Here is a 24,209-nt window from a genome sequence, read left to right on the forward strand (position 1 = left end):
AAGAACAGAGAGGAATGAAGTAGATGAATATGGCATGGAAGGAAATGAAGAAAAATAAAGCAAGATTTCTGCTGCTCGGATCCATCGTTTTTCTATTAAGCTTAATGACCTTTATCTTGTCCGGACTTTCCGAAGGGTTGTCGGAAGATAACGTTTCGTTGGTCAAGCAGATGCCTGACAAAACTTTTCACTTAAATGCAGGAGCAGAAGGGTCTTATGCACAGTCGACCATCCCGTCGACAGAAGCGGAAAGCGGGATATTTGCTTTCTCCATTCAGATGGGAACGATGACAGGTGAACAGGAAGAAAAGCATACGGTAGCCTTTTTTTCTTCTAATGAACCGGAACAGGTACAACAGGTCGGCGATGGGGAGGTCATCCTAGATTCATCGCTTAAGAAAGAAGGGCTGTCGGAAGGAGAATGGATTAAGACACCTTTGTTGAAAGAACCGCTGCGGATTGCAGGGTTCACAGACCATAAACGGTTTAACCACTCCCCTGTCGCTTTGCTAAACGAGTCCACCTACCAAAGGATGACAGGACTGAAGGAGTGGCAGGTTCTCGTTGCATCAGATGAAAAGAACACTACAGAATTACGCCCCTTCTCAAAACAAGAATTTTTAACTACCATTCCTAGTTACCAAGCCGAACAGACCACATTGACCATGATCGTCTGGTTCCTGGTCGGGATCAGCGGCCTGTTGTTCGCTGTCTTCTTCTACATGATGAATGTACAGAAAGTTGGGATGTATGGAATTCTAAAAGCCTTGGGGCTGCGGACAAGGACACTTTTTCAAATGATGTGGACTCAAATGGGTGTACTCATCGTCTTATCCATTGTGGCTGCAAGTGCCGTCAGTTTGAACCTGATCCACCTTCTCCCTGAAGGTACGCCTTACTCGCTGTCGGTACAAACCGTTCTGCGCTTGTCTCTCGTGTTTTTCATTGTCGGATTTGCAGGTTCGACATTATCTGCCGTTCAAATCAGGCGAATTGATCCACTCACAGCCATTCAACGAGGAGATGCATAAGATGAAACGTTTAGAACTGAAACAGATAAAGAAAACCTTTCAGAGCGGAGAGGTGGAAGAAGAGGTACTGAAGGGAATTAACCTATCCTTAAAAGAAGGGGAATGGACCGCTTTGACAGGTGCATCCGGTTCGGGAAAGAGCACACTTCTTACGATTGCAGCAGGACTTCAACCTGCTACCGCAGGCGAAGTCCTCTTTGATGGCAAGGTTTTGGATTCCAACAATAAAAAAGCCATGCGGCAGGCGAGAGCGGAAGCATTCGGATTCATTTTTCAATCTTCCCACCTTGTTCCTTTCCTGACCGTGGAAGAGCAGCTTGCAATGATGCTGGATGTCTCCGGATGGACAGCGTATAAAAGGGAGAAGAAACAGCGGATCCGGGAGGCCCTGGATAAAGTCGCCATGACACACCGGACAAACGCTTATCCTTCCTCGCTTTCCGGCGGCGAAAAACAGAGGGTGGCAGTGGCACGGGCGATCATCCATGATCCAAAGGTGCTGTTTGCCGATGAACCGACAGCGAGTCTCGATTCGAAACGTTCCATCGAAATTATGGAGCTGATCCAGGATGTGACCCAGTCTTCCCGTACCACAACCTTAATGGTCACCCACGAAGAAGAACTGCTTTCTTACGTCGATCGGACCGTAAAGATGTCCGACGGCAGAATAACTACATCGTGAAGAAGCCAGTGTCCTGGAGGGAGGGTGCTCAGGGGGATTGTTCATTCACCACAGATGGGAACAAGATAAGAAAGACTTTCTTAACAGTTAATCTGCAGAGAAAATAAAGCCGGACGTCAGGTTCGGCTTTATTTATTACTGTAGTATTTCCGCTCCGGCCTGCCTACCCGCCCGTAATTCATCTCCGCCTTCCCTTTCCTGATGCTGATTAAGTATTCCAAGTATCTTCGTGCCGTCGTCTTCGATGCTCCCATTTCATTACTGGCCTGCTCCGCCGTCAATCCGTCCGCGGAGTCCCTTAACAGCCCTTCGACTTTTTTCAGCGTCCGTGGATCGATTCCTTTCGGTACGTGAATCGGTTCTTCCGCTTCTATCAGTGTCGAAGCTTTCAGGAGGCGGTCGATCCCCGCTTGATCGAAAGAGTCGGCATTCTTTAATAACGTACGCCTGCGGCGGTAGTCTTCTATAGTCTGCTGGAAGCGCTCCAGTGTAATCGGCTTGATAATATAATCGACGACCCCGTATTTCAAGGCTTGTTCAACAACTTCTTTTTCTTTGGCGGCCGTGATCATGATAATGTCCACCTCCAAAGCAGTTTCTCTGATTTCATGAAGAATTTCAACACCAAGCCTGTCCGGCATATACACATCGAGCAGTAACAGGTCGGGCCGCTTTTCCTCGAGGAGCACCAGCGTCTCTGACGCATTCAGCGCTTTTCCTACCACTGTAATACCGGGCATGCTCTGCAAAAACTGTGCATGCATGTCAGCCACCCGAAAATCATCTTCACTGACCATCACTTTCATACTCATCCGCCCCTTTCACTTTAGGGAAGAAAATGGAGAACACGGTTCCTCCATCCGGCGCATCACTGATTTCCATCGATCCCTTCTGCTTGTCTATGACCTCTTTAACATTAGACAAACCATACCCGCGCATTTCCCCTTGTTTAGTTGAATATCCCCGGATAAACAAATAGCAGAAAGAATCTTCCGGGATCCCCCCGCCACTGTCCGTCACTTCAAAAACGACTGCTTCCCCCACATCTGTCGCAAAGAACTCCACCCGTTTTTCCTCCTGATTTTGTACGGCTTCGAAAGCATTATCAATGATGTTTCCGAGGACCGTCACAAGATCCGTCCTGCTGATATGACTCGGGACCCGCTGCAGCTCCGATTCTTCCTGTATCACAAACTCCACCTTCAACTCACTCGCTTTACTCATCTTGCCTGCCAGGATCGCCTGTACGGTGTCATCCCCGATGCGGTCGAAAATAATCCGTTGGTTCTTCTCCGCATAGGTGTACTCCTCCTCGATCATCGCTACGGCTTCGTTTTGTTTCCCTAATTGAAGAAGACCGAGCAGCAGGTACATTTTGTTGGCATGCTCATGCGTTTGTGAACGCAGGCCTTCTGAATAACGCTTCACCTCTGATAACGCCTGCACCATTTCCCTTACCTCCGTTTTATCACGAAAACTGGAAACGACACCGATGACTTTGTCATCCTGGATGATCGGGGTTCGGTTGACGATGACAATCTTGTTTTGGAGGCGCATTTCCTCATCTTTCACCATCCGTCCTGTCCTCAAGACATCCAACATCTTCGTATTAGGAAAGACTTCCTTAATCGGTCGTCCTTCCGTCTTATCCTTGATGTTCAAAAGCTCCATGGCGGAATTATTGATCATCGTGACATTTCCCTGTTCATTTATGGAAATGATTCCTTCTTTGACCGAAGAAAGGATTGCCTGCCGTGCTTGATAGAAGGAGGTGATTTGATATGGTTCGAGACCAAGCGTGTCTTTCTTAATACTGCGTGCCAGGAAAAGACTTCCGATGACCCCGATCAATAACGTCAGGAGAGCGATACCGAAGACGTGGCTCATCTTCTTCCAAACAGAAGAACGCACGTCTTCCAACAGAAAACCGACCGACACGAGACCTACAATATCCCCGTCATTGGAGTAAATCGGTGCCTTTCCCCGCATTGAAGGACCGAGCGAACCTTCAGCGGTGGAAACGTAATACTCACCGTCCATCACCGCACGATCGTTATCGCCACCAACCATCTTCTTCCCGATTTTGTCCGGGTCCGGATGGGCATAGCGGATGCCGGCGGCATTGCCGACTACAACGAATTCCGCTCCCGTTTCTTCCTGCACTCGTAACGCAATGGGTTGAATAGTCCTGGACGGGTCCTCCTGCTGAAACGCCTGTTGGACAGAAGGCATAAAGGAGACGGTACTCGCAACACGAAGAGCGAGCTGTCCCATTTGATCTTCTACATCTTCTTTCTCAATATAAGCAAACGCACCGGTAAGGAGGGCAATGACAAGAAGGAGCAATGAAAGAACCAAGCCCGATATCTTCGTTCTGAGTGATACTCTCATCTTCATTCCCCCCTTCTATGAAACCGTTATCTTATTTCCATCGTATCATATTCCGATTCGTTTGAGTTTTCTAATTTGTCAGACGTTGTAAAAAAACAGAAAACCGGGGGAAGGATCCCCCGGTTCTTCAGTCCCTGCCGAATTCTTTCTGCAAGGAGGCCAATATATCCTCCAACGACTTGTCGATGCTTGCTTCCACCGCTGCTAAATAAGCACCCTCAAGGATAGGATAGGATACAAGCTGAGCTTTCACCTGTTCGCTCATTTCAATCGCCATTTCCGCATTCATCTTTGCACTTCCTAAATCATAAAAAACAAGAACGTTTTCTGCTTCGATCGACTGAATCGCTGTTTGAATTCGGTCAAAGCTTGTCCCGATCCCACCGTCTTCACTCCCCCCGGCGGATACGACCGGAACGCTGCCGACAACCTGATCCAACAGTTCTTTTATTCCTTCGGTCACCTTATCGCTGTGGGAAACAAGCACGATTCCGACATTCGACATGATCACTCAGCCCCTTCCACAGATGCCAGCGCTTCAAATAAGTAAAAGGTAGAGACAGCACCAGGATCAAGATGACCGACGGACCGTTCTTTCAAGTAGGAAGCCCGTCCTTTCGTCGCTTGGAGAGATTCTGTAGCTTCCATTGCCGTTTCTGCAGCTTCTTTCCATTTCACAGGCTCCCAAGTGCCTTCCTCTTTTACTGCTTCGGCGACTGGAGACCACACATCGATCATCGTCTTCTCGCCAATCTCTGCTTTTCCTCTCTGCTTCAAACCTTCCAGTGCTTCCTGCACCATTTCACTGAAGACGGACGCATCGACGTCTCTTCCTTTGCATGCCGTCGACATTTTCAAAAATGCGGTACCATAAAGGGGGCCAGATGCTCCGCCCACTTTTGACATCACGGTCATGGCTGCCTTTTTCAACACATCTGAAACGTCGCTGAAGGACCCGTCTTCCAAAGCAGAAGCCACTTCCTTGAACCCTCTAGCCATATTAATACCGTGATCGCCGTCTCCGACCGCGCGGTCCAGGGAGGTGAGATAATCTTTCTGTTCCTGATACTTCTCATTCGTAATCATCATCCATTGGATGGTATTTTCGACGTTCAACATCGTATACTCCTCCTTCTCAATAACGGAATGCGGGAGCCTCGGACGGCGCATTCAATAACGCCTTCAAGTCGTCATCCACCTTCAATATAGTCAGAGAGCAGCCTGCCATTTCAAGGGATGTCATATATTCCCCAACAAAAGTACGACAAACGGAAACCCCTTTCTCGGCAAGCAATTCCTGTACTTTGCGGTTAAACACGTACAGTTCCATCTCCGGTGTAGCTCCCATCCCATTGATCATGACCGCAGCCTGGTCGTTTCCTACCGGCTCCAATTCTGACAGCACACTGTCCAGAAGCGCTGTGGCGATTTCGTCTGCGGTGGCCAGGGGCTTGGTCTCCACCCCCGGCTCCCCGTGAATGCCGATCCCGAGTTCCATCTCACCGTCCTCCAAATGAAAGCTCGGCTCCCCGGATGTCGGCATGATGCACGGGCTTAGTGCCACCCCCATCGTCCGGACATTATGAACAACGTGTTCAGCTGTCTGCTTGACTTCTTCAAGGGAAGCTCCTTCTTCTGCTTTCGCCCCGGCAATTTTGTGGACGAACACCGTACCGGCGACCCCGCGTCTGCCTGTCGTAAATGAGCTATCCTCGACGGCTACGTCATCATTCACAAGCACACTTTCCACAGCAATTCCTTCTGCTTCTGCCAACTCTTTAGCCATATCGAAGTTCATGACATCTCCCGTATAGTTTTTGACGACCAGCAGGACGCCGGCTCCGCTGTCAACGGCTTTAATGGCTTCTAATATTTGATCAGGAGTAGGAGATGTGAACACCTCTCCGGAAACGGCTGCGTCCAACATGCCTTTGCCCACAAAACCAGCATGAGCGGGTTCATGTCCGCTCCCGCCTCCGCTCACTATCCCGACCTTTCCTTCCACGGGTGCGTCTTTTCTTACAATCACCGTAGTTTCTTCCAGGCGTCTCATTTTTTCAGGGTAGGCAGACGTCAAACCGTCCAACATCTCATGAATAATTTGTTCAGGTTCATTCATTATTTTCTTCATCCATACTCACTCCCTTTTGACAATATGTAAGAGGGCACCCTCTTTCCATGGAAAAAAGGTGCCCTTCTTCATTACTTGAATTGTCTTGTTGCTTCTACAGCTTTCTTCCAGCCGCTGTACAACTTATCTTGTTCCTCTTTGCTCATTTCTACCGTAAACGTACGCTCATTATCAGAATGCTGCTTAATTTCATCTTTATCTTTCCAATAACCGACGGCAAGTCCTGCCAGGAAGGCAGCACCTAGTGCTGTTGTTTCCTGAACCACCGGCCGCTCAACAGGCACACCAAGCATGTCGCTCTGGAACTGCATAAGGAAATCGTTCTTCACGGCTCCACCGTCCACACGAAGGGCCTTCAAATCGATGCCGGAATCAGCAATCATTGCATCCAGCACATCTTTCGTTTGATAAGCTAGTGATTCCAGTGTAGCCCGGACAAAGTGGGCTTTGGACGTACCACGAGTCAATCCGAAGACAGCTCCGCGGGCATCGCTGTCCCAGTACGGTGTTCCAAGACCGACGAATGCCGGTACAAGATATACACCGTCGGAAGAATCGACAGAAGTCGCATATCCTTCTGACTCCGGTGCACTATCGATGAGATTCAAACCGTCACGCAGCCATTGGATAGCTGATCCTGCTACAAAAATACTTCCTTCCAAGGCATATTCGACTTTGCCATCGATCCCCCACGCAAGTGTCGTCAAGAGACCATGTTCAGAAGCGACCCCTTCTTCCCCTGTATTCATAAGCATGAAGCAGCCGGTTCCATACGTATTCTTAGCCATCCCTTTCTCAAAGCAGGCTTGTCCGAACAATGCCGCCTGTTGATCTCCTGCGATACCGGCAATAGGGACCTCCTGTCCGAAGAAATGGTAATCCACTGTCTTCGCATACACTTCTGAAGATGGTTTGACTTCAGGAAGCATGGATTTAGGTACACCTAAAATATCAAGAAGCTCTTCATCCCATTTAAGATCGTAAATGTTGTACATCAACGTCCTTGATGCGTTGGAATAGTCGGTGATATGCGCTTTTCCACCGGAAAGGCGGTAGACAAGCCAAGTATCGATCGTACCAAACATCAAGTCCCCGTTCTCCGCTTTTTCACGGGCACCTTCCACGTTATCCAGAATCCACTTCACCTTTGTACCAGAGAAATACGGATCGAGCAGAAGACCTGTTTTCGAACGGAACAACTCATTATGACCCGCCGCACGCAGCTCTTTACAAATGTCTTCCGTCTGTCTGGACTGCCAGACAATTGCGTTATAGATTGGTTTCCCTGTATGACGGTCCCATACGACAGCTGTTTCCCGCTGGTTCGTAATACCGATTCCGGCAACCTGCTGTGGCTCTACGTCTGCTTTACGTAATACGTCGGCAATACAAGCAAGGACGGATGTCCAAATTTCATTCGCATTATGTTCGACCCAGCCTGGTTTCGGGAAAAATTGTTCAAATTCCTTCTGGCCTGTTTCTACAATTTTTCCTTCTTTGTTAAAAAGAATTGCTCTCGAGCTCGTCGTCCCCTGATCAATAGACAAAATGTACTTCTCTGCCATGAAAATCCTCTCCTTTTTTATATCTCTATCAGCTGATTTTTTCTTCAATCTTCGTTACGGATGCATTCTTCTTTAATTCAGAACTTGCTGCCGCAATAAGAACAACTGCTACGACGACTGACAATCCCCAGAAAACAGCAGTATAGTCCTGCATGAATATTGCGCGGTAGAATACCGCCCCATAAATACCACCAAGAACAGGTCCGACAATCGGTACCCATGCATAGCTCCAGTCTGATCCGCCTTTGCCCGGGATTGGAAGCAGAGCGTGGGCGATTCTCGGCCCAAGATCTCGTGCCGGGTTAATGGCATACCCTGTAGCTCCACCCAGTGACATTCCGATCGCGATAATCAAAGCACCGACGATCAGCGGATTTAATCCTTCCGTGAATTCGTTTGCACCAATGAACAACAAGCCCATAACCAATACGAACGTACCGATAATTTCACTTACAAGGTTTGAGAAAGGGCTTCGTACAGCGGGATCTGTGGAGAACACAGCCAGCTTCGCACCTTTATCTTCCGTTTCCCTCCAGTGAGGAAGGTAGTTCAAGAACACAATCACTCCACCGATGAAGGCACCAACCATTTGTCCCGCAATATAAACAGGAACCTTCGCCCATGCAAATTCACCGATCGCCGCAAATCCGAGCGTCACCGCCGGGTTCAAGTGTGCGCCGGTAAATCCTCCGACCGCATAAACCCCCATCGTAACAGCCAGCCCCCATCCGATCGTAATGACGACCCAGCCGGCACCTTCCGCTTTCGACTTCTTCAAAACAACACCGCCGACGACACCGCCGCCGAAGATGATCAAAATCATTGTACCAATCAATTCACCAAGGAATTCAGACATCAGCCACACCCCTTATCTTGTTTTCAAGCTGCATGGATTAAAAAAAGACTCACCTAAAGCGCTTACTTTTTGATGAAAAAGTAGCGAATAGTGTGAGTCTCCTCGTCTCCATCACATGCTTAACTTGTTGATTCCTACTATACACTCACATGTAAACGCTGTCAACTTTATTTTCATAATTAAATGAACAAATGGAACTAGAAAAAATTACTATTTCTCTATTTCCATTGGATTTGTTGTTTCCTTAGTATGGTTCAAATTCGCTTCTATATCCTCCTATGTCTGAAGCTTCCGTTCCACGTTGTGTAAGGAATAGGCTTCGTATCCATTTGTCCTTTAGGTTATTGTCTTTCCAACTAAAACTTCAGTCCATTTCATCGCACTAAACGAATGGAAAAACGATACCCTGCTCATATTATCGAAGTGTGGGTGTAGAGGTGAGACCACAGAAGAGCGGGGTGCTTCACTTAGAACGTGTCGTCAGGGAGCTTTTTACTCTATATCTCCAAGATACTTCCCGTAAAAAGCATCGTAGCCGATCAATTCATAATAATCCCTGCGTAAATTAGTTCCTTCCCTGTCTTCCTCCTCCAGAAGATTCCACTGGTCTTCATTCATTTTCACGATCGTAAACGGAATCCCTTCTTCCATCACCTTCGCTTTGACAGACAGACTCTCCTTCACCTGCTTGTCTTCATAAAAGAAAGAATCAAAGGTGTACGTTTCGCCTTCTTCCGTATCGAATTCAAACTTCCAGCTCAGCACTTCTTCGTCCGTAAACAATGGATAATCGATGAAGGGAATGAGCCGGGCTTCCTCCACCTCCATCCACGACACCTTCTCTTTCGTGCCTAATTCCACCTGAACGATCCCATCATCTCTTATTGCACGAAAATCATCCATCGTAGAAAGCAGCGTGCCACTGTATAAGAAAAGAAACAAAACAAGCAGCCCCCAAACATACCCTCGTATCCTTCTGAAGGTCTTTAGAAATATGTAAGAGAAACAGATAAGAAGACCCGTTAGCAGAATAGTCTGCACGTTGGAAATCCACCCGACAGACGAAGCATCGAACGCAAAGTCCTGCTCCGTCCGGGAAACACCTTTCCACTTAGCAGGCAGCCATATCAGAATGTAAGCGAATAATGGAAGGAACAAGGTGATTAAGGTGTACACTTTCATGTCCCTGAGCGTTACACGGATTTTCTCCTTTCCTCTAATCAGGTAAAAACCGGCGAAAGCCGGCAACAGTCCCAATCCTGTATATGGAAGTACCTTCTTAAACAGGGATAAATTTTCACCAAGGACGATACCGAGCCCCAAGAAGACCGATGCAATGACCAAGATCCAGCCGGCACCCTTCTTAAATTTCAACATGGAAATTCCCTCCTTTCGACAAAATGAAAAAGTTCCGCTTGGAAGGCGGAACTTTACCGTTTATGAATTATAATCCTGGATTTTTTGACGAGCTTTCTGAACTTCTTGATCACTGATCTGCATGTAGTAGATACCGCCGATCCTAGTGCCTGAACCGGACATTTGGTAGGTAGTCATGTCCTTGCGTGTATCTTTATAATTGACCATGAGATCTTTCATCGTATCAAAATCCAAGTTTGTCGCCACATTGTTTCCAAGGACGTCGAGAACATCATCGATCTTATTGACAGAACCGACATTTGCCCCTTTATCGACGACAGCCTGGATAATCTGGCGCTGGCGCTCGTTCCGCCCCAAATCACCTTTAGGATCTTCATAACGCATGCGTACATAGCCGAGTGCTTCGTCCCCATCCAGGTTCAGCGTCCCTTTCTTGTAGTGGAAACCATTGGAACCTTGCCAATCCAGGTTGTTATCAATGGTGACACCACCGACAGCATCAACCAGTTCCGAGAGGCCTTCCATATTGATCCGCACATAATAATCGAGATCGATATCTAGAAAGTTCTCTACCGTTTGAATCGACATATCTGCACCTCCGAAAGCATAGGCGTGATTAATCTTATCCAGTTCGCCGTTATGCTTGGAGTCGCCGACCATTTCGGTTCGTGAATCCCTTGGAATACTAACGATTTGACTTCTGTCATTCTTCGGATCAAGGGACAGCACCATCAGTGCATCCGATCTTCCGCGGTCATTCGCCCGTTGATCTACGCCGAGCAGAAGAATGTTCAGAGGTTCGGTTGCTTTCACTTTCTTCTTGGTCACCTTTGTGTCTATGGCAGCGACCTGCTGGTTCATCTTCTTATCGACTGTGGCTTTGGCACCATTGTAAACGGTGAAAGCATATACCCCCGTCGTAATCGCCAATAGTACGACAACAATAACGGGAACCTTCCACCATAATCCTTTTTTCTTCTTGTTTGCACGACCCATTCTCTTTCACTCCAATTTTTTCTAGCAATCTATTCCCCATTATATAAAAAGTAGAATATTTATACAATTCGTTTTTAGTAGAAAAGAACGGGACTCCGTCATTATTATGTAAAAAATGACAAAAAAACGGCTAAGATCCCTACCCCGGGGTATATACCTAACAGGACTATATTCCTGAATATATCCTATGCAGTACGGAATGGAGCATAAGTCATAAGTCTTACGTATAAGCATAATCATATTATCTCAAAAAAACAGGGGGGATCGTATTGAATAAGAATCGACTCGGCTTCCTAATTCTAACCATCCTGTCTTTTACACTTATGTCCGCTGTTCCCATATCAGCAGAAGCAATGAGAAAGATTGACAGCTTTGATAAAGAAATAGAAGCCATACGTCTTGGAGAAAAGCATAAGGGTGTATATGTTCAGAGTATAAAGAAAGTGCCCATGACGGCGATTCATGACAGGCAGGTAGTCGTCCAACTAACTCCCGGAACTTCTTTAGATTTCCCTGAATATGAAGAGGTCCAAGCGGATCCATTACTCCTATTACGTATCCCTGTACAGCTTGACTACCATCAGGAACTCCGCCGGATTCAAAGTATGGAGGGAGTGGAAAGCGCTTCCCCTAATATCATTTATACTCCGATGTACAAGCCCTGGGATGTCTATTACCGCTCTTACCAGGATTATTTAAAAAAGATTGGTATGGAACAGGCCTGGGATGTGACCAAGGGCACAAAAGAAGTGAGCGTGGCAGTGATTGACTCGGGAGTACTGCCTTCCCATGAGGATCTGCAGGGTCGTTTGACAGCAGGGTTCGATGCATTTACGAACGGTCCCGTCCGTTCTGATGGTGCGGGACATGGAACCCATGTAACAGGGATACTTGCTGCAAACACCAATAGCAGAGGCGGTATCGGTGTTGCACCCGGTATTAAAGTGATTCCTATCAAAGCTGGAGATGACCGAAGCGTCTACACTTCAGCAGTCCTGCGCGGAATCGATTACGCTGTCGATAACCATGCCGATGTCATCAACATGAGTTTTGGAAGCTTTTATAATGACCCAGCCGTACAGGAAAAGCTGCTGGAAGCCTACGACGCTGGAATTACACTCGTAGCCGCTTCCGGGAATGAAGAGACCAACGTCCCTGCTTACCCGGCCGGCTACCCTTGGGTGATTGCCGTCGGCGCAACCGACACGACCTCATCCTCCCCAAGACATGCGCCGTTCTCCAATATCGGCAGCCACATTGATGTCGCTGCGCCGGGGGTGGACATTTTCAGCACAAGTTACGACGGCACATACGGAGTCGGCAGTGGTACTTCCTACTCTGCACCGATTGTCAGCGGACTAGCCGCCTTACTGATATCCGAACATAGAGACTGGGAGCCTTCGGAAGTTGAATATGCCCTTCAGGCAAGTTCCGATCAGCTGCTCCGCGGAGAATCTAATGAACAGCTGGGATTTGGACAAGTAAACGGCGCTGCTGCTCTTCGCACCGGACTAAAATCTTTAGTAGAGGACTCCTCTGCATGGGATCTCAGTAAAACAAGGCCCCTTCAAATCGGATCGCTTTCCGAATCGTTAAATTATCCAAGTGACAGAGACTTATATAAATGGAACGCGGAGGCACCAGGGCAAGCTTCACTAAGGCTCCACCATCCAGCCGGGCACATCGACCCCGTCCTGGTCGTATACCGGGAAATGAACGGATCGATTTATGAGCAGGACTACATCGACGAGCATGGTCAAGGAATAGCCGAGACGCTCACGTTTCAAGCTGGAGAGGGCACCTATTACATCGGTGTGTATGACTACTATGAGAACTGGTCTGCGCAGCCCTATACTCTTACGCTTGATCAGGAGCTTCCACAGGCCGAGAGAATCAGCGGTACAGACAGATTCGAGACAGCAGTAGAGATCTCCAAACAAGGATGGCAGGATGGAGCAGGTTCCGTCCTGATTGCAACAGGATTTGACTTTCCCGATGCTCTTTCCGCTTCTCCGCTGGCGTATCAGTTGGATGCTCCCATCCTTTTGACAAGACCTGATCGGTTGGGAACAGAAACGAAACGGGAAATAGGACGACTGGGTGCATCTTCGGTTTATATCATCGGAGGCATCAACGCGGTATCTGCCAACGTAGAAAAAGAAATACGGTCACAAGGCCTCCAAGTGACAAGAGTTGCAGGGGGTGACCGCTATGAAACTTCTGTAGAGATTGCTGAAGAACTGAAGCAATTACTGGGAAGGTCACTGACGAGTGCTGTCGTTTCGTCCGGCCGAAACTTCCCGGATGCCCTTGCGTCCGCTCCCTACGCTGCAAGGCATTCCCTGCCCATATTATTGACAAAGGAAAAAACGCTGTCACCTGAAGTGAAAGAGATTACCGATACCTTGCAGGAAACCATTGTCATAGGCGGAACGGGTGTCGTGAATGATTCCGTCGTGCGTATGCTCCCGAATCCCGTCCGATATGCAGGAGAGAATCGCTTTGATACGGCTGTAAGGTTTATAGAAGGTACAGGTATGGAGGCTGATGGAATATATGCTGCTACCGGCTTTCAATTCGCAGATGCGTTGACCGGTTCCGTCCTTGCAGCCAAGGAATCGAAACCGATCGTGCTCGTACGTCACGACCGGATATCACCGGAAGTCATCACATTCTTGAACGGCGCCTCTCCTGAGGTGATCTCCATTCTGGGTGGTACAGCCGCCATCAGCAAAGAGGTAGGATATCATTTAAGAAAGTTTTTGGATCAATAAATAAGAAGAGCCCTCTCCATAAATGGAGAGGGCTCTTCCTTTACTTCAATGACTCAAAATAGGCATCCGACCATTCCAGAAGCTGCAGAATGTCCTGCTGTTCCTTGGCAAATGATGCTTTTGGATCGTCATATTGGTTCTCAATACGCTCGTTTGTTTCCAGATCGATAATGCGTGGTGCGAAACGACTGTTCTCAGCGATGTAGAACCTGCCGTTTTTAAAGAAGGAACTTGTCGGTACATAATACCTCATACCTAAAAGGTTATCCTCATAATGAAGCAGATCATGTCCGAAATAAATAGTATCCGGTTCCACACCAAGAAGATTCAAAACCGTCGGCATCATATCGATTTGACCGCCGAGGTGATCCACTTCACCCGAAAGCTCCTCTTCCTCTCCCGGAACGCCGATAACAAATGGAATGTTGAAACGCTTGGCCAGTGAATAACGGCCACCAATGAAATCATCAAGCAAATCCTGGTCTTTGGATGTAAGCAGTTTTCCGTGAAGGCCGGAATGATCCCCATACATGGCGATGACGGAATTTTCCCAGAGTCCTTTATCTTTCAGACCTTGGAAGAACTTCCCTAGCTCCTGATCCGCGTAATGGACAGACTGTAGATAGTTACCGGTCAATGTCCCTTCGTATTCCTCAGGAAGATCAAGTCCTTCCTTATCTTCCGGCATTTCAAACGGGGTATGACTTGTTAACGTAAGCGCATGCGCGTAGAATTTACCTTCTTTGTCCGCAATATTGTCCAAAGCAGCAAGCGAACGTTCGAAGAAAACTCCATCGGATGGGCCAAAGCCCACCGTATCTTTCTCCCCGTAGAATTCCTTTGCATAGTAATCATCGAAACCGAGGGCCGGATACATGACATCTCTGTTCCAATACTCGACTTCGTCCGCGTGCATCGTAACGGAGTGGTATCCGTTCTGATCAAGAATTCTCGGCAGGGACGGAATCTTCATATCGGTCATTTCCTCTGAGGTAGCCTTACTTCCCAGTGGATAGAGAGATGTATTCATCAAGTATTCCGCATCAGCAGTATTGGCAGATCCGATCTGCTGATAAAGATTGGAGAAGTACATACTGTCTTTGATCCATTTATTGATGTTAGGCGTTATCTCCTGACCGTTTAGTGATTTTCCAATGACGAAGTTCTGCAGAGATTCCACCTGAATCACAATCAAGTTACGATCTTCAGCTACACCGAAATGATTGTGCTCACTCATTGGTACATAATCATTTCCTTTTGTTTCTTCAATCATCTCCTGCGTCACGTTCTGATCTGCGCCGGAGAAAGCGAGAGCCGTCTCACTGTTTGCCCGGTCCTGGTAAAACTGGACAAACTGTGAATTAAACAATCCGTTCTCCTTCGCAAACAAAGCGCTGTCCAGCATCGGATCGCTCTTACTCATCTGAAAATTGACGATGGAAGCAATTAATCCAATAACAAGCAGGCTGCCCATCCATACGTTCGATGTGTAGTTGCGGGTCTTTCTGCCCCACTTTCTCGTCCATACCGTAAGGATGGCGAAGAGGACGAGGTCGGCGAAGAACAATAAGTCTGTCGGCCGGAAGAGCATCATCGCACTTTCATTGACACTTCCTACTTGATTAAGCTGAGTCAAATCATAATAGGTAGGAATGGTACCGAAATACCGCTCATAGACAAGCATGGAAATGAACAGGAGGGTAAGAATGACATCCAGAACTATGTAGACATAGACTTTCCCTTTCTTCAGAACCAATTCAAAGGCGGCAATTAAGGTCAACACGACCATGAATTCAAACCATATCCCCCTGAAAATGTTCGTGTCGTACAGCAGTACATATCGAAATATAATAAACTTTAAAGCGATCATGATAGAAAAATAGAAAAAGTAACTCTTTATTAACCTTGTAATAGAATCTTTCATATAAACACCTCTACAATATTCTATCGAAGTGTTAAGATTATGTAAACGATTTGTAAATAATCACAGGGTCATAAGCCGCTCTTATTCTTATTTTGTTCACATTTCTATGACGATTGTGTGGAATCTCTTTGATATGTTTTGACTATCCTGTGTACTATAGACTAAAATGACTACGTCAAAAAGCCGCACCTTCCCACTGCCGTCAACATTACATTCCAATGACGACATGATTGCAGCACCGGGACGATCGGACAATAGAAAAGAAAGGGAGAGATCCATGAAACAATGGACGATTATAATGGCAGCCCTCTTATTCTTTGTAATGGCGCCTTTAACTATTGTAGAAGCACATACCTCACTGGAGAGTTCTAATCCAGAAGCTGATTCTACCGTGGAGGAACCTGTGGAATCGATTGAACTTACCTTCAATACTGAGATTGAAGAAGCGAGCACCCTGACCATCACAGACGGAAACGGAGAAGTGATGGAGCCTGCTTCTGTAGACATTGCAGATAATATGATGACCGCAAACCTTAATGATCCGCTTCCTGCCGGTGACTATACGGTGAACTGGAACATCGTCGGTGCAGACGGTCATATCATTGAAAAGGAATTTACCTTCACCACAACTTACGAAGAGCCGGAAACAGTGGAAGAAGAAGCGGTGGAAACACCATCCGATGAAGGACAGGAAGAGTCTCCAGATCAGGAAGATTCCGCCGTTGAGTCCGAGCAGGATACTGCAGATGAGGACTCAGGATTCCCCGTCTTCTTTTACGTACTTCTCGGCATCATTATTGCACTTGTTCTCGTTTTAATCGGACGTCTTGCCTTTAGTAAGAAGTGAAAATAGATGATGGAAATTACGCTTTTCGCAGCTGAAGTCGCTCTCTATATCTCTTTCTCTCTTTTAATTGGGGGATTATTGTTATTACTGATTGCAGAAACGTCTAAACCACCGATGGTTATACCGAATAAGCTGATTATCACGGCGAGTATGCTTACGATCGCTGCGGCCTTTCTGCCGATCCTGCCCGTTACCCGAACGCTTGCCAGGGTAGACACGTGGCAGCAGGCATTCATGAACGTCCTGTTTACATTTTCCATAGGAAAATCATTTTTATTCATCACCTTATTCGGCGTGCTGCTTCTTTTGATTTGGACAATCAAAGGGGCAGCGGAGAATAAGTACCTTGTGTCGCTTTCGCTCGCACTCGTCATTGCCATGATTATCAGTTACACCCAATCCAGCCATACCACTTCCCTTGCAGGCTGGCAGGGGCAAATGGCTCACACAATTCATTTTCTTGCCGTCTCCCTCTGGCTGGGGATTTTGTTCATTGTCAGTTGGCTGTCTAAAGGAACGGAAAACTGGAGTGCTTTTTTACGCTGGTTTACACCGACGGCAATCGCTGCCCTGCTCATCGTAACCGTCTCCGGTTTCTTTACGATGTCGATCGATCTGCATGCATACGGGAATACGAACTTAGGTACTGTTCAAGCCTATGAAGACGGTCTCGCCTCAAGCTATGGACAAGGGCTGCTTTGGAAACATCTGTTTTTCTTGGCCATCATTATGTTCGCTGTGATTAACGGTATTCTCTTCAGGAGGAAACGGGAAGATCAAACATTCAATCCGTTTCCATGGACCAAGGCGGAAAGTCTGTTCGCTCTGATTGCCTTCTTATGGACGTCTTACATGGGAAGGGTGGGAATACCGAGTCAGGGAGGCACACCGGCTGCTGATGCCTCTTTCTTATACTCGGTCTTTACCGACAAACAAGAAAGCGGAATCGTCAATGTCACTTTTGCTTTCGGTCCAATGAGCTGGCTGTTGCTCCTGCTTGGTACACTTTTTCTTCTGCTTGCCTTGGTGACAGCAGTGAAAAAATCTTCTGTATCCATGACAGCAACGGCGGGCGCCGCCATGATCATTACCTTCTATCTCGGCGTCATGACCGGTGTCCAATAAATATAAAAAAACGAATCCTTATAAGGATTCGTTTTTTTATTTTGTTTAGAAACATCTTTCTACTCCAGTCTCACTGGTTCATTTTGTCTTTGATATATGCAGAAAGAAATCAAGATCTTCCTGGAGATGGATTTGTAGAAGGCGTTCCGCTTCTGCTGCATCCCTGCGTTCGATTGCCTCATATATCTCCTCATGCTCATCAATCAAGCGCGGGCGGTCATGATAGACGACCGTTTTACGAAACAAGTAAATAATCGACTGCATCCGGTTGATCGTCTCGATTATAAACCGGTTCTTACTCGATTCTACGATAATATCATGGAAGCGCTTGTTTGAATTCATCATCTCTTCATGATTGCCGCGGCGGCTGACAACGATCGTTTCCTTCAGTTCCGCAAGCGTCTCTTTGTCCATATACGTTGCCGCTGTTCTGGCTGCGTCGCCTTCCAATAAGATGCGTACACGGAAGATATCACGCAGATCTGCTTCTGTCGGCTGAACGACTTTTTTTTCTTTTACAAGCCCTTCCTCCTCCAGCTTGCGTAACGCTTCGCGAATCGGCGTCCGGCTGATTCCGAGGAGCTTTGCGTATTTATCTTCTACCAGTTTTGTTCCTGCAGGGATCTCCCCGTCTACTATCTGCTCTCTTAAGTATTCATATGCTTGCACGTATGCTGTGTTCTTTTTCATCTATGTACGCTGCATAGTCCAGCAGCTTTCGCCCTCCTCTAATACACCTTTTTCCAATTATAACATGGTTGGCAAATACTTATTTGTGTACATTTTTTATTTTTTTGTATACAAAATAGAGTATATACTATACAATGAGAACAATAAATGAAAGCGATACCATTACAAAACGGAGGGATTCTACAATGAAGATAGGATTTATCGGCTTAGGAATTATGGGGAAACCGATGGCAGGTCATCTGATCGCCCATGGACATACAGTGAAAGCTTTCGACCTTAACCAGAAGGCGACAGAGGCACTGGCCGCCCAAGGAGCCATCGCTTGTACGAGTTCCAAAGATGCCGCTTATGAAAGCGATGTCATCATTACGATGCTTCCCAAAGCTGCGCATGTGGAGAGCGCCTTATTCGCAGAAAACGGCGTGGTGGAAGGCGCCAAACCGGGCGCCATCGTCATCGATATGAGTTCGATCTCCCCGGTCGAAACGAAGAAAATAGCGACAGAATTGAAAACGCATCACCTGCGGATGATGGATGCACCAGTGAGTGGTGGCGAGCCGAAAGCGTTGGACGGAACCCTTGCTATTATGGCAGGCGGAGAAGAAGATGCTTTCCAGGAAGTGCTGCCGCTGTTGGAATGCATGGGAACGAACATCGTTTTGGTAGGAGCGGTTGGCAGTGGTACAACAGCGAAACTGGCCAATCAGGTCATGGTCAATGTTAATATCGCAGCGATGTCAGAAGCCTTCATTCTGGCTGCGAAAGCAGGTATCGACCTTCCGAAGATGTACGAAGCGATTCGAAGCGGCCTTGCAGGAAGCGCTGTACTGGATGCGAAAGCACCGCTTATCTTCGAACGAAATTTTGTTGCCGGTGGCAGAATCGATATCAACGCAAAGGACTTGACGAATGTATTGAACACAGCGAAAGAATTGGAAGTGGATATGCCGCTCTCCGATCGTGTTCTATCCATGTTTAATGAACTAATTACAGATGGGAAGGCAGCAGACGATCACGGCGGTCTGATCCAGTACTACGAGAAAACAGCCGGTACGAAGGTAGCTGCACCAGTTTTCGAAGGAAAATAAAGAAAGGATGATGAGAATGATCGAGACACATAATCCAGAATCTTATATCAAAAGCCTGCCTGTACAGAACGAAGAAGAATGGGAAAACGCATTTAAGGATGCCTACGCAGACTTCCAGCACAAAATCGTTGTTCTTGATGATGATCCCACTGGTGTGCAGACTGTACACGGCGTTACCGTTTTTACCGACTGGGAGGAAGCGACGATCCGCAAAGGCTTTGAAGAAGACGGACAGATCTTCTTCATCTTGACGAATTCCCGTGCTTTCCGTGCGAAGAAGACGGAAGAAGTCCACAGAAGAATCGCCGCTCGTGTCGAGCAGATTGCACAGGAAAACAACACTCCCTATCTTCTAATCAGTCGGGGAGATTCGACACTTCGCGGCCACTACCCATTAGAGACAGAAGTATTAAAAAACGAATTGGAACGAAGGTCAGAACGCAGGATTGATGGGGAAGTAATCCTTCCTTATTTTAAGGAAGGAGGAAGGCTGACGGTGGAGGGCGTTCACTATATCGTCAGCGACGGAAGCTGGACCCCCGTTGGAGAATCGGAATTTGCCGGAGACCGGACGTTCGGCTTCTCAGCCAGTCACCTGGGCGACTATGTGGAAGAAATGACCGATGGTGCTTACAAGGCTGAAGACGTTACTCATGTCACACTCGCTTCTATACGCCAAGGCGAAATCGAAGCGATTACAGACCAACTGATGAAGGTCGATCATTTCGGCAAAGTCATCGTCGATGCCGTGACGGAAACAGATGTAAAAGTATTTACCATCGCTCTCATCCAGGCACTCCAGTCTGGAAAAGAATTCTTATATCGAACGGCGGCAACCTTTACGAAAATTGTAGGCAATATCCATTCAAAGCCTCTGTTGACGAAAGAAGAACTCGTCCATGACCGGTCTGAACAAGGCGGACTTGTCGTTGTCGGTTCCCATGTCCAAAAGACGACAGACCAGCTGGAGCAGTTAAAAACGATCTCCGGCCTTCACTTCATCGAATTCAACAGCCACCTTGTTCTTGAACCAAAAGCATTCCGTGAAGAAGTGGAACGTGTGAGACGAGAAGCAGATGAGAAAGTGGAAGAGGGAACATCAACTGTTATTTACACAAGAAGGGACCGTCTGGAGTTGGGGGACGGCCAGGAAGAGAAAGAGCTGATGCTTTCCGTCCAGATATCGGAAGCCGTAACAGCCATCGTCCGGCAGTTAAAGAGCTCTCCGAAATATATCATCGCTAAGGGTGGTATTACTTCAAGCGACGTTGGGACAAATGGTCTTGGTGTAAAACAGGCGACGGTCAAAGGACAGGTGGCTCCAGGTGTACCTGTTTGGGAGACGAGCGAAGAAAGCAAATACCCACACCTCCCGTATATTATTTTCCCGGGCAACGTCGGAACAATCCATACATTGAAAGAAGTCGTCGCGTTGATCGACTAAATCCTTTGAAGAGGTGAACCCTAATGCTAACAGGAAATCTACTGATTCTCGTGTTCTTCCTTTCTTTGGCTCTCCTATTCTTCCTTATTCTAAAGGTCAAGCTTGAGCCGTTTCTTTCTTTACTTGCTGTGGCATTGATGACAGGTCTGATCATCGGCATGCCGGTTTCGGAAATTCCAGGCATTATCGTCGGCGGTTTCGGTAACACACTGGCAGGGGTCGGTATTCTTATCGGCCTCGGCGTCATCTTCGGCCAGTTCCTCGCCGCTTCCGGTGCTATCGAAAAAATCGCCAAGTCCATCCTGACCGTCTTTGGACTCAAGAAGTCCCCGGCAGGTCTTGGTCTTACTGGAGCTACGGTTGGTATTCCCGTTTACTTTGACGCCGCTTTCGTCATCCTATCCGGGCTTGTCCGCAGCTTATCCCGTCGTACCGGCATTTCGATCGTCACCTTTGTCACAGCTCTCGGGGTCGGTTTGATCGTTTCCCACAGTATGATTGCCCCAACTCCGGGCCCGCTCGTTGTCGCAGAAAATACCGGTGCTGATTTAGGACTATTCATTTTATACGGATTAATCTGCGCCATTCCTGCGACGCTTGTCGGGGGATACTTATACGGTACATTCATCGGTAAACGCGTCCGCTCCGGTCAGGATGAGGACGCGTCTGCCGAAGTGGCAGCGACCGTTGAAGAAACAGGACCGACGATCAGCACCGGCTTATCGTTTACCATCCTCCTGCTTCCTATCGTATTGATTCTTCTGAATACGGTTACAAATTTAGCGGTACCGAATACGGGATTCGCAAGCATTATCGGACTGATCGGAGATAAAAACGTCGCGTTGTTCCTCAGTGTCCTCGTTGCGATTATCGTGCTGCCAAAATACATTCAAAAACCTAACCAAACGTTGTATAACGAAGCGCTTAGTACATCAGGAAGCATCCTGCTTATTACAGGAGCCGGCGGAGGATTTGGTGCCGTAATAAATGAAAGCGGTATCGGAGATCATTTGATTCAGACGATGCAGAGCTGGAGTATCCCGGTCATCCTGCTTGCCTTCCTGTTTTCTCAAATTCTGCGCGCTTCCCTCGGTTCCACGACTGTTGCGCTTGTCACCACTTCCAGCATCATGGGACCGATGATCGTAGAACTGGGCGTCTCCCCTGTTCTTGTCGGTCTGGCGATCTGTGCCGGTGGTGTCGGGTTATCCCTTCCGAACGATTCCGGATTCTGGGTGGTCAATCGGTTCAGCAAGCTCTCTGTTCCAGATACACTGAAGGCCTGGACACTCGGTGGATTTATTGCCGGGGTCAGTGCTCTTGTTATGGTCTTCCTCCTGAGTCTGTTCAGCGGCATCCTGCCTGGCATATAAAATAAAGCCCGTCGTTCCAATGGAACCGACGGGCTTTTTAACTTTCCTGTTCCGCTTGCTTATACGTGTGAAACCTCAGTTTTCATACGATGTTTCCGCCTTAATTACCTGTGTGCCTCCGATGAAATCATGGATGGCCCGTTTATCTTCCCGGAAAATGACCATGAAAATGCTGACGATAATGGTCACTCCGAAGCTCACGATACTTAGCAGGTAATAGCCGACGAATTCTCGAAGAATCATATTCGATAATTTCACCTGCCCCCCATCTTCATAACGATGCACCCTGATTTTACAAATTCGCTTACCAAGGACATAACCACTCCAGATTAACGGTGTGATGATTAAGTAAAAGGTGTAGAGCAGCTGCTACTCCAACGTGTCCGCCCAATCGGTTGAAAATTCCCCGGTAATCGCAAAATAAAGCAGTCCAATTACAGAGACGAGGATTAATGAATCAAGGAACGAAGCGAGCAGTCTCGATCCGAACCCTGCTGGTTGTTTACGTTCCACGGGATCTCCCCCTTTTTCTCTTTCTACAATACCCTACGATTTTACCAGAGCTGACAGGCGGACATCCAGTCATGATAATAGAGAGGCCGGGAGGATTATCTGCCCGGCCTCTCTATTAATAAGCGCCTTCTGAATAAGTCAGTTCATAACTGTGGGTGTATATTTCAAAGATATTTCCGAATGGGTCTTCCACATAGACCATTTTAAACGGTTTTTCTCCAGGATAATATTCCCGGATCGGCATGCGCTGTTTCCCACCATGAGCCTTGATCTTATCGACCATGCCTTCAATATCCGGGTCTTGAATACAGAAGTGAAAAATACCGGTCTTCCAATACTCGAAGTTGTTCTCCGGTTTTTCATTATTCGGGAATTCAAACATCTCCACTCCGATCTTATCTCCTGTAGCCAGGTGGGCGATCCGGAATTCCTCCCAATCATTCCCGAAGACGTCCCGGCACATCTGGCCGATTGGTGAATCATCATTTTTCACAGGAGACGGGGCCATAATGACATACCAGCCGAAGACCTCTGTATAAAATTTAACTGCTTCATCCAAATCAGGAACGGATAGACCTATATGAGAAAACGAGCGTGGATATGGTAGCATAATACTTCCTCCTAGTTTCTTTTTTCTTTCAGAACCCATTATAATAAGGAGAAGTTCCTTACGTAAGTATGCACTTTTTTGTAAGACACTAACCCGCAGGTAAGAAAGGAAGGAAGAAATGGATGCATCTTTGGATTCTAACGGAAAACTAAAATGTTCAATTGAGTACACATTGAACAAAATAGGCGGCAAGTGGAAAACGGTCATCCTCTGGCACCTGACCGTCGATGGTACACATCGGTACAATGCACTCCGCAGACTTCTTCCCGGCGTCTCCCATAAAGTTTTGAGTCAACAGCTGAAAGAGATGGAAGAAGATGGATTTATCGATAGAACTGCTTATAATACAATCCCCCCGAAAGTGGAGTACTCAATCACGGCTTCCGGGAAAACACTACTTCCTATTTTGGAAGCCATGCACCGCTGGGGAACAGAACATGGATCCGAATCTAACGAGAAAGGAGAATTATAATGGGTTTATGGCAGAAAGGACTGCTCGCTTTTGCACTACTCGCTTTTCTATACTCCTTAATGAACCAAAGCACGTCGATAGAGATCACACTTTTCACTGCCGGTTTGATCCTTATCGCTTTCGGTTGGCAGTTTATGACAGATGACAAGAAAACAATCGGATTTATCTATATCATTCCAGGAGGATTCTTCTCTTTCATCGGCCTGATGGCTTGGCTGACATAACTGTTTTCGCTACTCTGTACAAATGAAATAAAAATAAATAAAACTTTTTTCGTCAAAAAGTGATCCAAGCTTCTCTCCTCTCCGATAGCTGAGTGA

At 47.2% G+C, this 24,209-nt stretch carries 24 protein-coding genes; 10 read left to right on the forward strand and 14 right to left on the reverse strand.

The genetic code is table 11. The features are described 5' to 3' along the window. Nucleotides 1–23: 23 nt before the first annotated feature. Nucleotides 24–1,031 (forward strand): ABC transporter permease, encoded by a 1,008-nt coding sequence (locus M662_RS15235; RefSeq protein ID WP_026578145.1) that lies wholly within the window; start codon nucleotides 24–26, stop codon nucleotides 1,029–1,031. A gap of 1 nt (nucleotide 1,032) precedes the next feature. Further along, nucleotides 1,033–1,713, forward strand: coding sequence for an ABC transporter ATP-binding protein (locus M662_RS15240; RefSeq protein ID WP_026578144.1), 681 nt, complete (start codon nucleotides 1,033–1,035; stop codon nucleotides 1,711–1,713). Nucleotides 1,714–1,841: 128 nt separating this feature from the next. Here the strand turns inward: M662_RS15240 and M662_RS15245 are convergent, their stop codons facing one another. From M662_RS15245 to M662_RS15285, 9 genes are all read right to left on the reverse strand, one after another. Beyond that, the gene (locus M662_RS15245; RefSeq protein ID WP_026578143.1) at nucleotides 1,842–2,519 is read right to left on the reverse strand and encodes a response regulator; all 678 of its coding nucleotides are present in this window, start codon (nucleotides 2,517–2,519) and stop codon (nucleotides 1,842–1,844) included. After that, nucleotides 2,500–4,104 carry an ATP-binding protein gene (locus M662_RS15250; protein ID WP_051348923.1) on the reverse strand — a complete coding sequence of 535 codons (1,605 nt, stop codon included), beginning with the start codon at nucleotides 4,102–4,104 and terminating at the stop codon, nucleotides 2,500–2,502. The genes M662_RS15245 and M662_RS15250 overlap by 20 nt, the downstream gene beginning before the upstream one ends. Before the next feature lie 127 nt (nucleotides 4,105–4,231). After that, nucleotides 4,232–4,609 (reverse strand): dihydroxyacetone kinase phosphoryl donor subunit DhaM, encoded by a 378-nt coding sequence (gene dhaM, locus M662_RS15255; RefSeq protein WP_026578141.1) that lies wholly within the window; start codon nucleotides 4,607–4,609, stop codon nucleotides 4,232–4,234. Nucleotides 4,610–4,611: 2 nt separating this feature from the next. Then, nucleotides 4,612–5,223 carry a dihydroxyacetone kinase subunit DhaL gene (gene dhaL / locus M662_RS15260; protein ID WP_026578140.1) on the reverse strand — a complete coding sequence of 204 codons (612 nt, stop codon included), beginning with the start codon at nucleotides 5,221–5,223 and terminating at the stop codon, nucleotides 4,612–4,614. Between the two features lie 16 nt (nucleotides 5,224–5,239). Then, nucleotides 5,240–6,235 carry a dihydroxyacetone kinase subunit DhaK gene (gene dhaK / locus M662_RS15265; RefSeq protein WP_026578139.1) on the reverse strand — a complete coding sequence of 332 codons (996 nt, stop codon included), beginning with the start codon at nucleotides 6,233–6,235 and terminating at the stop codon, nucleotides 5,240–5,242. Between the two features lie 71 nt (nucleotides 6,236–6,306). Continuing rightward, nucleotides 6,307–7,800: a glycerol kinase GlpK gene (glpK, locus tag M662_RS15270; RefSeq protein ID WP_026578138.1), complete on the reverse strand. Its 1,494-nt coding sequence runs from the start codon at nucleotides 7,798–7,800 to the stop codon at nucleotides 6,307–6,309. A 28-nt stretch (nucleotides 7,801–7,828) separates the two neighbouring features. Further along, nucleotides 7,829–8,656 (reverse strand): MIP/aquaporin family protein, encoded by an 828-nt coding sequence (locus M662_RS15275; RefSeq protein WP_026578137.1) that lies wholly within the window; start codon nucleotides 8,654–8,656, stop codon nucleotides 7,829–7,831. A gap of 492 nt (nucleotides 8,657–9,148) precedes the next feature. Further along, on the reverse strand, nucleotides 9,149–10,033 hold the full coding sequence (locus M662_RS15280; protein ID WP_026578136.1) for a hypothetical protein: 885 nt from the start codon (nucleotides 10,031–10,033) through the stop codon (nucleotides 9,149–9,151). 60 nt (nucleotides 10,034–10,093) lie between these two features. Next, on the reverse strand, nucleotides 10,094–11,029 hold the full coding sequence (locus M662_RS15285) for an LCP family glycopolymer transferase (protein WP_026578135.1): 936 nt from the start codon (nucleotides 11,027–11,029) through the stop codon (nucleotides 10,094–10,096). 269 nt (nucleotides 11,030–11,298) lie between these two features. On the opposite strand from M662_RS15285, the gene M662_RS15290 reads away from it, so the two are divergent. After that, nucleotides 11,299–13,803, forward strand: a complete 2,505-nt coding sequence (locus M662_RS15290) for a cell wall-binding repeat-containing protein (protein ID WP_051348922.1) — start codon at nucleotides 11,299–11,301, stop codon at nucleotides 13,801–13,803. Between the two features lie 40 nt (nucleotides 13,804–13,843). Here the strand turns inward: M662_RS15290 and M662_RS15295 are convergent, their stop codons facing one another. After that, nucleotides 13,844–15,727 carry an LTA synthase family protein gene (locus tag M662_RS15295; protein WP_026578134.1) on the reverse strand — a complete coding sequence of 628 codons (1,884 nt, stop codon included), beginning with the start codon at nucleotides 15,725–15,727 and terminating at the stop codon, nucleotides 13,844–13,846. A gap of 277 nt (nucleotides 15,728–16,004) precedes the next feature. Between M662_RS15295 and M662_RS15300 the strand changes: the two genes are divergently transcribed. Continuing rightward, entirely contained in the window at nucleotides 16,005–16,574 is a 570-nt protein-coding gene (locus M662_RS15300) for a copper resistance CopC family protein (RefSeq protein ID WP_008636747.1), read from the forward strand. A 6-nt stretch (nucleotides 16,575–16,580) separates the two neighbouring features. After that, nucleotides 16,581–17,699, forward strand: a complete 1,119-nt coding sequence (locus M662_RS15305; protein ID WP_026578133.1) for a copper resistance D family protein — start codon at nucleotides 16,581–16,583, stop codon at nucleotides 17,697–17,699. A 78-nt stretch (nucleotides 17,700–17,777) separates the two neighbouring features. On the opposite strand, the gene M662_RS15310 is transcribed toward M662_RS15305, so the two are convergent. Beyond that, complete coding sequence (locus tag M662_RS15310; protein WP_026578132.1) at nucleotides 17,778–18,389, reverse strand: GntR family transcriptional regulator; 612 nt, start codon at nucleotides 18,387–18,389, stop codon at nucleotides 17,778–17,780. Nucleotides 18,390–18,574: 185 nt separating this feature from the next. Between M662_RS15310 and garR the strand changes: the two genes are divergently transcribed. Genes garR through M662_RS15325 form a run of 3 tightly spaced genes read left to right on the forward strand, consistent with a single transcriptional unit; the run spans nucleotide 18,575 to nucleotide 22,294 of the window. Then, nucleotides 18,575–19,477 carry a 2-hydroxy-3-oxopropionate reductase gene (gene garR / locus M662_RS15315; protein WP_026578131.1) on the forward strand — a complete coding sequence of 301 codons (903 nt, stop codon included), beginning with the start codon at nucleotides 18,575–18,577 and terminating at the stop codon, nucleotides 19,475–19,477. A gap of 16 nt (nucleotides 19,478–19,493) precedes the next feature. Next, nucleotides 19,494–20,921, forward strand: coding sequence for a four-carbon acid sugar kinase family protein (locus M662_RS15320; protein ID WP_081694909.1), 1,428 nt, complete (start codon nucleotides 19,494–19,496; stop codon nucleotides 20,919–20,921). A 23-nt stretch (nucleotides 20,922–20,944) separates the two neighbouring features. Further along, complete coding sequence (locus tag M662_RS15325) at nucleotides 20,945–22,294, forward strand: GntP family permease (RefSeq protein WP_008636753.1); 1,350 nt, start codon at nucleotides 20,945–20,947, stop codon at nucleotides 22,292–22,294. Nucleotides 22,295–22,369: 75 nt separating this feature from the next. Here M662_RS15325 and M662_RS19595 read toward each other — a convergent pair whose 3' ends face one another. The 3 genes from M662_RS19595 to M662_RS15335 form a co-directional block, all read right to left on the reverse strand. Further along, a complete protein-coding gene (locus M662_RS19595) occupies nucleotides 22,370–22,660 on the reverse strand; it encodes an RDD family protein (protein ID WP_328700189.1) in 291 nt (96 codons plus the stop codon). Nucleotides 22,661–22,663: 3 nt separating this feature from the next. Next, nucleotides 22,664–22,807 (reverse strand): RDD family protein, encoded by a 144-nt coding sequence (locus M662_RS19600; RefSeq protein WP_236096520.1) that lies wholly within the window; start codon nucleotides 22,805–22,807, stop codon nucleotides 22,664–22,666. Between the two features lie 115 nt (nucleotides 22,808–22,922). Then, the gene (locus tag M662_RS15335) at nucleotides 22,923–23,417 is read right to left on the reverse strand and encodes a lactoylglutathione lyase family protein (protein ID WP_026578129.1); all 495 of its coding nucleotides are present in this window, start codon (nucleotides 23,415–23,417) and stop codon (nucleotides 22,923–22,925) included. Nucleotides 23,418–23,535: 118 nt separating this feature from the next. Between M662_RS15335 and M662_RS15340 the strand changes: the two genes are divergently transcribed. Next, nucleotides 23,536–23,889, forward strand: coding sequence for a winged helix-turn-helix transcriptional regulator (locus M662_RS15340; RefSeq protein ID WP_051348921.1), 354 nt, complete (start codon nucleotides 23,536–23,538; stop codon nucleotides 23,887–23,889). Further along, nucleotides 23,889–24,113 carry a hypothetical protein gene (locus M662_RS15345; RefSeq protein WP_008636768.1) on the forward strand — a complete coding sequence of 75 codons (225 nt, stop codon included), beginning with the start codon at nucleotides 23,889–23,891 and terminating at the stop codon, nucleotides 24,111–24,113. Before M662_RS15340 ends, M662_RS15345 begins: the two co-directional genes overlap by 1 nt. The last annotated feature ends 96 nt before the right edge of the window (nucleotides 24,114–24,209 follow it).

Origin of the sequence: Bacillus sp. SB49 (assembly GCF_000469135.2) — a bacterium.
Taxonomy (GTDB): Bacteria; Bacillota; Bacilli; order Bacillales; family Halobacillaceae; genus Halobacillus.